We start from the raw sequence: 9,701 nt of genomic DNA, 5'->3' as shown, positions 1-9,701 counted from the left end.
TTGAAGTTGGCAGAATTAATGTTGAGATCTACTTTATGTGTCAAATTAATTTTCCAAATTTTATAGTCAACGTGTGCCTTTAGATTCAATGAACTTACCGTATTTAGCGTATCCTGCCTCCACTTATTTTCAATGAAATATAGGCCGTTGTTAATTGTTGTAGATGATACACCAGCTCCAGCGTTTAATTTTCCTTTAAGTTTTAAATTTCCACCAATTGTAATGATTTGCTGAGCAGAAAGTTGATTGATGTCCCATTGGAAATTGTTCGCGTAATGTCTGCGTTGATAGGGTGTTGGATATAAATTGTTGAAGTCTAGATGGGCATTAATGTCAAAGAAAGGAAGCGATAGATTTACACGTGTATAATTCTTTAATTCGCCGGTAGCTCCAACCAAGTTAAAATAGAATTTATTGTAAAGATTGAACTTTTCAAACCCCGCATAAAGGTTAGAGGCTAAAAATATTTCAGTAGTGTCAAAGTATCTATCCAAGTTCTGATTCATCCAATAACGGTGGTTAACACTTGCATTTATTTCGAAATACTTCGAGCTAAAAAAGTAACCTGCTCCATTTTTAATAGAGGCTGTTTGGTATTGATCGCGCGTACGCGTTGAATCAATATAAAAGGTGTCAGCTAATTTTAGGGGTGCATTATCTGTAAATACTCGATTGATGACTTCATAACGGGTTTGCTGAAAGAAACCTGTTTTTAGTGAACTATCATTACTCAAGTTAAGGTAGTTTTCCCAGGAAATATCAGCCTTTTTTACGGTTGTTTCAGCAGATGTTTTTCTCACAGGGATAATTCCGATAACGTAATCCTTAAGCAATGTATCAGAACCTTCCTTAATCCCACCATTTTCACTCCAAGTGTAGGCGCTATATTTTGCATCTAATTTTGTGCTGTAATACTGTCCTTTGTGCAAGATTACAGCATTTACATCATTCACTGCATATTTGGATGAGCGTAAAAATCCGTCGCTACTTTTTTTGTTGTAGTTGAGGTTGAGTAAGGTTTTCTTATTCAGTGCCTGACTATACTGAACATCCAAGTTTTGTGTCAAAGAACCAGCGAAAGAATATTGAAAACCGATATAGGGAAGGGGAGAAATTAATATGGGGGTATTGGCTTGTCGTTGCAGATAATTAAACCCCGCAATGTTTGCTCCTAGCGCATCTTTTTGTTGCAAAAATTGGTTGAAACTCAGTTCGGGAAGTACAAAGCCCGAAGGTCTTAGATTTTCCTGGTTCCCATAAACTACATCAACTGAATCGAGCGCATAACCGCCACTTCTATAGCCCAAGGTTATACTGTCAATTTTAGGTGCCAGCAGTTTGTTCTGAGCTCCAGCAAGGTGTGCAGTTACTACTAAAATAAAAATCAAAAGTATGCGCTTCATAAATCTTCTCTGCGGATCAATGCTCAAATATAGAAATACTACCATGAAATTGACTTGTATCCTTCATAAAAGGTAGATGTATTCTGAAAAATTAGTGTTGGGTGCAAACTACTTTTTAAAATAAAAAGTACCGGGCTTTCCCTTTTAGTCCTTTGTAGTTTTACTGCTTTAGTAAAAGCCCCACTAAGCTTCTAGAGTCGCTTTGTGTAGCTTAAATAAGCAAACTAAAACTACCGCAGGCGCTACCAGTACTATCCCTGTTTGAAAAATGCTAGGATATATAATTTAACTTAAAAGCTTAAGCTCATTTCATATTGGTTGATTGCATTTTTGAGTCCTGTTTTTCGAAGTGCCTCTATTTTATCCGTTAATTTCTCATCCACATTGTTGATGCCTATACGTGGGTTTACTTCTTTAATACCTTGAAAAAGTCTTGCCCAAACTTCAGGAGTGTTATCCCATACTTCAAATTGAACAATTTGTTTACTGGCAGGGTTGTAGATAAAATACGATTCATCTTTGCCCTCATAATTAACACTATAATATAAATCCTCACTCGCCTTGATTGTTTCCCATTGATAGTCCCAAGAGTAATCGTTTTGATTTTTCAGTTGGTCCAGCGAGATATCTTCCATGCTGTGCTGCTTTAACTCAATAGGGTCTTCGCTGCAGGTTTTTATTTCTCCAGAAAAACATCTATACATTTTGTTCTTGGTAAAACCTATGTTTTCGTAAGAGTGTATAGCTACCTCGTTGAGGGTGATTACTTCTAGTAAACATTGTTCAACACCTTCCTTCTTTAATAGAGGAAGAGCATGTTCATATAATCTTTTTGTGATTTTTTTTCCGCGTTGTTTGGGTATTACCCCTGTCCCTGCGTTGTAGGCAATTTTTTTTCCATCTCTGGTGTCTATAGAGTTCAAAATAAAACCTACGAGTTCGTCTTTACAAAACATTCCAAAAGATAAAGAGAAGTCAACTTTGTTCAATGCCCATCTTTTTTTAAAATATGCTGGATCATCAGGGAAGTCAACAAAATGATTGCTAAAAGCTTTTAAGAAACATTCTATTATAACTTCAATATCTGTATTTTTTAAACTTTTAATATCCATCTTTTGTACTTCTAAATTGTAATTTACACCGCTATCGAATTTACTAAAAATTCTGTTTTGATTTATGGAAAAATTAAATTATCTCCTCGGCAGTAAGTACTTTTTATACTTGGTCGTTGGGTGATAGATGGAGTAGATAAGTTTTGATATTTGTCGGAAACTCTTCTGAATTAACGCGAGTTTTTAGGAGCTAATAATTCATGTTTCCCATTTTCTTCATGATAAAGTCAACAGCCCTTTTCGGACTAATTCTGTAAAATAGATCTAAGAACCTCGCATCCTTTCCTACGGTAGCTCTAAATTTATTTTGTTCGATTGCCTTCACAATGATTTGTGCGGCCTTATCAGCAGGGAGTGCCATTTTTTCCATGGCTTCCTTTTGTTCCTCATTATTTGTTGAGGACTCTACTCCAGAATTCTCCATTATATTTGTATTGATGGCCCCGGGGTGTATCACAGTACAGTGAACAGGCGTGTCTTTGAGTTCTGCATATAATCCCTCAGTAAAGAGTTTTACTGCAGCTTTGGAAGCACCATAAATGGTCTGACCAGGAAAAGGTATAAAACCTCCCATACTGGATATATTACAAATTGAAGCTTCTGGTCTGTCTAATAATTTGGGTAAAAAAGACTTCGTCATGTAAAGCATTCCATAAAAGTTTACATTCATGATGCGCTCAATTGTTTCGTAATTCAAGTCTTTAACATCGTTAAAAGGCTGAATGATTCCTGCATTGTTTATAAGGGCATCTACTGCTCCCAATTCACGCTCAATGAGCTCAGGTAATTGTTCAACAACCGTTCTATCAGATATATTCATGGAATGAAGGGTAGTGGTACCAGTACCTGCAAGATTTGCAGTTTCCTCCATCCCCTTTGTATTGAGATCAACCATCCCAACTTTAGCCCCTTTCTTAACCAAAAGTAAGGTCAGTTCTCTTCCCATGCCGCTTCCGGCGCCTGTCACTACAAATACCTTGTTTTTAATTTGCATGGGCTAAAGTTTACTCTACAAGTTAAAATAAAAATATGTGAAATGGAAGAAAGATTTTAAGTCGCTAAGCGATTAACTCGTAAGAACAATATGCTTTGGAGAAGAATGTTTAGTGTAATAAACTAGAAATGAAAGGATAAGAATTGTTCCTAAGCACTTGGATAGAAAGTGTGGTATTTGCCTGATTAATTAATGAAATGTAAAGACTGAAAATAAAAAACAGAGGCTCTCCAGCCTCTGCTTATTACGTGGTAACTAAAAACAACTATCCTATGATTAATTTAGTTGTCGTTACTAGACCCTGACGTTCTTTGCGAAGAAGGCAGACCCCTTTTTCCCAAGTATCAGCATTTAGTGTCATTGAACCATTGAAGGTTTACGATTCTAAAACTTGCGCTTCTGTTAAAGTGTAAATAGAAACAGATGCTTCTGCATAATCTCCCCATTCAATGGTAAAGTTTCCGCTTGTTGGATTAAGGAAAATATTTAAGTTTTCAAGTGCTTTTTCGTCCTGTGTATCTCCAAAACATTCCGTTAGGTTAGCTCCTGTCTCCCAATCTGAATTACTGCTAAAGCTAGATTTTGAGGTATGGCCAATAAATACTTTCCAGTTATCACTACCATAGGATGATTGTGCATCTAACATGAAGCGTATTTTGCTTATTTCATATGGACCACGAATACTACCCGCGTTCATTTCTGAAGCAGTATAAATTTGTTGTGAATAGGTATATCCTGAACAAGTATTGATAGGAAGAACATCTGAAATTGCTGTTCCAGTTCCAATTTGTATATCAACTTGTGAGTGAGAGTGTGTAACTACTAAACTCGATACAACAATTAAGACCGATTTGAGAAAAGTGGTTTTACTTTTTTTGAATAGTGTTTTAGTTTGCATGAGTTGTATGATTTGCTACTAAAACTCATCTTTTTATTTGTAAAACACTGAATTAGAGGGTGGACAAACGAAAGACAAAGTCTTCCCAAGTCCTTCTTTATATAGATAAAATAAAGGATTGAAGCTCTTTTTGATCTTTAATTTCGAGTTTTTTTCTCAGTCTTAAATTTGTTTTACTTACAGATTCGGGACTTATACCGAGTGCCTTTGACATCTCTAATTTCTCTAATTTAAGTTTAATTAATGCCGCTAATCGAATTTCTGCGTTGGTAACACTAGGGTAGTTTTCTTGAAAATAGTCGAAGAAACCTCTGTGACGCTTTTCAAAAAGACGTTTAAACTCTAACCAGTCTTCATCGGTTAAAAAAGTGAACGATTGAAGCTTGTCTGTTAGCGCTTTCATTTCTTCCTTTTTCTCACTTTGAGATTGAACGCTATTGATTTCCTCGTTCAACTCGTTAATTTTTTCGTTCTTTAAGATGAGGTTGTTTAAGACTTGACTCATCTCTGATTCTAAACGGTTAAGGTCTTCTTCCATTTGTTGATTCTTCAATTGCATCAACTCCTTTTCTTTTCTTCTTCTTTTCGTGATTTGCCAGATTGTTACTCCTGAGGCAACAATAGTAATTGAAATGAGTATCCAAAGACTATTTATTCTAATTCTATCCGTTTTTTGCGTTTCATGCAATAACTGTATTTCCGATTGTTTTTTCTCGAAATTAATTTGAAACTCTGTATTCTTTATGGTTAACAAGTCCTTGGACTTTATTATGGAGTCGTTATATTCTCTAAGAAGTTTATAACTATCAAATGCTTTTTTGTATTCGCCTGTAGCCTCGTAAAGCTTGGTTTTTGTTTGATAATATTCTAAAAATACATTTTTACCATGATGAAATTCTTGCAAGGAATCATGGATAGATAAAAACTCATTGGCCTTCTCAAAATTTCCTTTTATTACTTGTATTCTAGCGAGAAAGCTTAAGGCATTCATAGCACTTCCTAACTGCGTGTGTTTGATACTAGAGGTGTAATCAAGTTCGATATATTCGTATGCCTTATCTAATTCTCCTTGCTGAAAAAGTATGTTTCCAATATTACCAGATAATACACCATACCAAGCGTCATTTTTGGTTTTTTGTGCAATACGCATAGCTTTCTGGTAGTGTTCTATGGCCCTTTCTTTTTGATTTAAACTTTTGTAAATCAAACCGAGTGTATTGTAAATATTGATTTTCGTTTGTTCAGAAACTCCCCCGCAAGAAAGTCCTTTTTGAAAAGTAGACTCAGATTCCGAATATCTCCCAAAGAAGAAATATGAAATTCCCATGATTTCGAAAAAATCACAAGGCACACCAAATTTTGTAGGGTTATCTCCTACGTACAATGCAGTTTTGTAGATGTAAGGATATGCTAATTGAAACTCATTGTTGGTTTGTAGTTCTTTTCCGAGATAATAGGTGACTTGTGGATAATTTTCACTGTGTACCAAAATTACATTTTCAAGGCTAGATAAAAAATCGATGTATTCTTTTTTATTCTTAAAGAAATCTTCACCGTGTTTTTTTGCAAATTCTAAGACATAGTTGTTTCTCTCCTTTTTCTGAATTGAATTCAACTCTAATTCAAGATTTTGAAGACCTTCCTTGCTCGATAATTCTCCAGCGAAAACATTTAGGTTTAAAAGTAAAAAGAACAGAATATATAGAATTCTAGCATTAAACATGAAGAACAGGTATTATAGTTTCGTGAAAAGTAATAAAAAATCGTCCCGAACTTAACCAAAAAATTATAATCTATAAAAAGAGGCAGGATTATTCCTGCCTCTCATAATTCAAAGTAGTGATATGATATATTATTTTAAATCAAAGCGGTCTAAATTCATAACCTTATCCCAAGCTGAAACAAAATCATGTACAAATTTCTCTTTACCGTCTGCGCTGGCATAAACTTCTGCCAAGGCTCTTAGTTCCGATTGCGATCCAAAAACTAAATCAGCTCTCGATCCTGTCCATTTTAATTCACCGGTAGCTCTATCTCTACCTTCGTAAAATTCTTTGTGTTCAGATTTGGCTTTCCATATTGTATTCATGTCAAGTAGGTTGACAAAGAAGTCATTGGTTAGTAGACCGGGTCTATCTGTGAAAACTCCCACGTTAGAATTGTCAAAGTTTGTATTTAATACACGCATTCCTCCAACAAGAACAGTAAGTTCAGGTGGGGTAAGTGTAAGCAATTGTGCCTTATCGATAAGGAGTTCTTCTGTAGCAACCTGAAATTTATTTTTTAGATAATTTCTAAACCCATCCGCTTTGGGTTCTAAATAAGAGAAGCTTTCTACCTCAGTTTGTTCCTGAGAAGCATCAACTCTTCCAGGGGTAAAAGGAACTTTTACATTGTGTCCGGCATCCTTAGCAGCTTTTTCAACTCCTACGCATCCGGCAAGTACTATCAAATCTGCCATAGAGACTTTGTTACCTCCTTTAGCATTGAAATCATTTTGTATCCCTTCCAATTTGTCCAATACTTTAGCCAATTGAGCAGGGTTGTTAGCCGCCCAGTATTTTTGTGGAGCCAGACGAATTCTTGCACCATTAGCACCACCTCTTTTGTCTGAACCTCTAAAAGTTGAGGCAGAGGCCCACGCTGTAGCAACCATTTCACTTATGCTAAGTCCGGATGCCAACAATATTGATTTTAGACTTGAAATATCTTGGTCATTAATTATGCTCTCCGGTGCCGCTGGAAGTGGATCCTGCCAAATCAATTCTTCAGCGGGTACTTCTGGACCTAAATAAAGGGCTAAGGGTCCCATGTCTCTGTGTGTTAACTTGAACCAAGCTCGCGCAAATGCATCTGCAAATTCATCAGGGTTCTCGTAAAATCTGCGCGATATTTTTTCGTAAGCGGGATCAAACCTGAGTGACAAATCCGTAGTTAACATAGTTGGGATCTGTTTTTTCGAAGCATCAAAAGCGTTCGGAATATCAGCCTTGGCATTTTTTGCCTGCCATTGTTTAGCTCCTGCTGGACTCTGCGTTAATTCCCATTCGTAACCAAACAGGTTTTCGAAGAAATAATTACTCCATTGCGTAGGTGTTTGTGTCCATGTTACTTCCGGGCCTCCAGTAATGGCATCTTCTCCTTTTCCTGAACCGTGTTTAGAAATCCATCCTAAACCTTGCGCTTCCATAGGTGCGGCTTCTGGTTCAGGACCAACGAGGTCTACATCTCCTGCTCCGTGTGTTTTTCCAAAAGTGTGACCACCCGCAATCAAAGCAACAGTTTCTTCATCGTCCATCGCCATGCGTTTAAAGGTCTCGCGAATATCTTTCGCTGCGGCTATTGGATCTGGGTTTCCTCCTGGACCCTCAGGGTTTACGTATATTAACCCCATTTGTACTGCTGCCAATGGATTATCTAAATCTCTATCTCCTTTGTACCTTTTATCATCTTCCAACCAAGTGGTTTCATGTCCCCAATTCACATCTTCCTCGGGCTCCCAGACATCTTCACGTCCGCCAGCAAAACCAAATGTTTTAAAGCCCATGGTTTCTAGGGCAACATTTCCTGCTAATATCATTAAGTCTGCCCAAGATATTTTCTGTCCATATTTTTGTTTAATAGGCCATAGTAATCTTCTTGCTTTGTCTAGATTGGCATTGTCGGGCCAAGAGTTTAATGGTGCAAATCGCTGCTGACCAGCTCCTGCACCACCACGTCCGTCACCAACACGATACGTACCTGCGCTGTGCCAAGCCATTCGTATAAATAAAGGTCCGTAATGACCAAAATCGGCAGGCCACCAATCTTGTGAGTCCGTCATTAAATCGGCTAAATCCTTTTTTAAAGCCTTATAGTCTAAACTTTGAAAAGCCGCTGCGTAATCAAAATCATCACCTAAAGGATTTGAATTAGAATTGTGTTGTCTTAATATATCGAGTTTCAATTGGTTGGGCCACCAATCTTTATTTTTAGTACCGTTTGAAGCAGCGTTGTGCGAAGTAGCATTTCCGGTTGCTCCCGTAAAGGGGCATTTACCCTCACCATTTGAATTTTCCATTTTAGAATAAGTTTATGTTAGTTTTTCATTTAAAAGTTAGGAAAAAATGTGTGTTGAAGCATCAAGTTAATCCTAAATTATTTTTGTCTTTTCTAAAATTAGTAGGGAATAGATCGTAGGTGTTATCATAAGAAATGATACTACCATAGATTCTATTTATGGGAGATGGGAGGGCTTGTAAAGGAGCAGTAAACTAGACTTCCGCGTATGAAGATGAAAAGGTGATATAGATTCAATACCCATTGGAAAGAAAGAACTCAACATAGCTCCCCCCTTAAAAACGTTTCCTTAAGGGGCTGTTTCTTAAAGCTGGAAGAATGGGAGCAATCGAAATTACTTCTGAGATAAATCTTTAATTAATGGAAGGAGCTTTTCTATGGTGACATGATCCATGATTACGACCTTGTACCAATTCGGGTTATTATGGTTATCAGGAACCAATCCGAATTTATGTGCAATTTGTTCTGAAATGTATTTCGCTTTCATGGTAATAATATTAGAATTGGGATTTCTGTAGTATTCTACACCTAATTCTTCTAAGCGTTCTGTAAACCAGGCTGTTCTCTTTTGTAGTATAAATACTTTCTCTTGCCAGCCAAAAGGACCGTAGTTGTTTAGAATCATCCAAACTGCAACTGCATTGGCACCAGATCTACTTCCGATTAAAGTAAAATCTTCACCTTCTACATAACTTGCCTCTGCAGTATTCACGTAAGAAATTAGTCCTTTACGAATTAGAAAGATACCTGTTCCATAAGGTGATTGTGCCATTTTGTGCGCATCTAAAGTAACTGAGCTCACTTCGGGATTGGCAAAATTAAGGGCGTTGTTTTTATCTGTAAAGGGATAATAAAAACCTCCATAAGCCCCATCAACGTGTATCTTATATTTAAAATTGAAACGCGCTAGTAATTATGTTATGGCGTTAATGTCATCCAAAGAGCCATACATGGTGGTCATCATATTACAAACTGTTATGATGTATTTCTTTCCTTCTCGTTCTAACTTTTGGAATATTTTATCAGCTTCAGATATATCTATGGTTCTAGATTCAGCGTGAACAGGAAGTTTTTGTATGTCTATACCCAATAGGTTAGAAGCCTTATCCATGGAGTAATGACTGTCTTCACTGCATACAATTACAATTTCTTCTTTTTTCGCGTAAAACTCTTTTTGAAAGTAATTTCTGTAGACCCATATTGCTTGAATATTTGCCTCTGTACCTCCAGAAGCA

The 9,701-nt window shown here is 36.7% G+C and carries 6 protein-coding genes and 1 pseudogene; all 7 read right to left on the bottom strand.

The window, feature by feature from the left end; translation table 11 throughout:
- Positions 1 to 1,448 (bottom strand): hypothetical protein (locus AC22ZQ_RS09175; protein ID WP_318958483.1); only part of this gene is annotated, 1,448 nt, incomplete at its 3' end.
- Between the two features lie 245 nt (positions 1,449 to 1,693).
- On the bottom strand, positions 1,694 to 2,515 hold the full coding sequence (locus tag AC22ZQ_RS09170) for a GNAT family N-acetyltransferase (RefSeq protein WP_318958482.1): 822 nt from the start codon (positions 2,513 to 2,515) through the stop codon (positions 1,694 to 1,696).
- A 190-nt stretch (positions 2,516 to 2,705) separates the two neighbouring features.
- Positions 2,706 to 3,509, bottom strand: a complete 804-nt coding sequence (locus AC22ZQ_RS09165; RefSeq protein WP_318958481.1) for an SDR family NAD(P)-dependent oxidoreductase — start codon at positions 3,507 to 3,509, stop codon at positions 2,706 to 2,708.
- Between the two features lie 376 nt (positions 3,510 to 3,885).
- A complete protein-coding gene (locus AC22ZQ_RS09160) occupies positions 3,886 to 4,407 on the bottom strand; it encodes a hypothetical protein (protein ID WP_318958480.1) in 522 nt (173 codons plus the stop codon).
- Between the two features lie 97 nt (positions 4,408 to 4,504).
- Positions 4,505 to 6,130, bottom strand: a complete 1,626-nt coding sequence (locus AC22ZQ_RS09155; RefSeq protein WP_318958479.1) for a tetratricopeptide repeat protein — start codon at positions 6,128 to 6,130, stop codon at positions 4,505 to 4,507.
- A gap of 129 nt (positions 6,131 to 6,259) precedes the next feature.
- Positions 6,260 to 8,467: a catalase/peroxidase HPI gene (katG, locus tag AC22ZQ_RS09150; protein WP_318958478.1), complete on the bottom strand. Its 2,208-nt coding sequence runs from the start codon at positions 8,465 to 8,467 to the stop codon at positions 6,260 to 6,262.
- A gap of 333 nt (positions 8,468 to 8,800) precedes the next feature.
- Positions 8,801 to 9,667, bottom strand: a pseudogene (locus AC22ZQ_RS09145) (pyridoxal-dependent decarboxylase).
- Between the last annotated feature and the right edge of the window lie 34 nt (positions 9,668 to 9,701).

The organism is Lishizhenia sp., assembly GCF_057456495.1.
The sequence above is the reverse complement of the archived record's forward strand: the minus strand, read 5'-3'. Positions and strand labels throughout refer to the sequence as shown.

Excerpts from the sequence above, each read along its gene's own strand:
- AC22ZQ_RS09170 (WP_318958482.1), bottom strand. The coding sequence starts at position 2,515 with ATGGATATTAAAAGTTTAAAAAATACAGATATTGAAGTTATAATAGAA.
- AC22ZQ_RS09165 (WP_318958481.1), bottom strand. The coding sequence starts at position 3,509 with ATGCAAATTAAAAACAAGGTATTTGTAGTGACAGGCGCCGGAAGCGGC.
- AC22ZQ_RS09160 (WP_318958480.1), bottom strand. The coding sequence starts at position 4,407 with ATGCAAACTAAAACACTATTCAAAAAAAGTAAAACCACTTTTCTCAAA.
- AC22ZQ_RS09155 (WP_318958479.1), bottom strand. The coding sequence starts at position 6,130 with ATGTTTAATGCTAGAATTCTATATATTCTGTTCTTTTTACTTTTAAAC.
- katG (WP_318958478.1), bottom strand. The coding sequence starts at position 8,467 with ATGGAAAATTCAAATGGTGAGGGTAAATGCCCCTTTACGGGAGCAACC.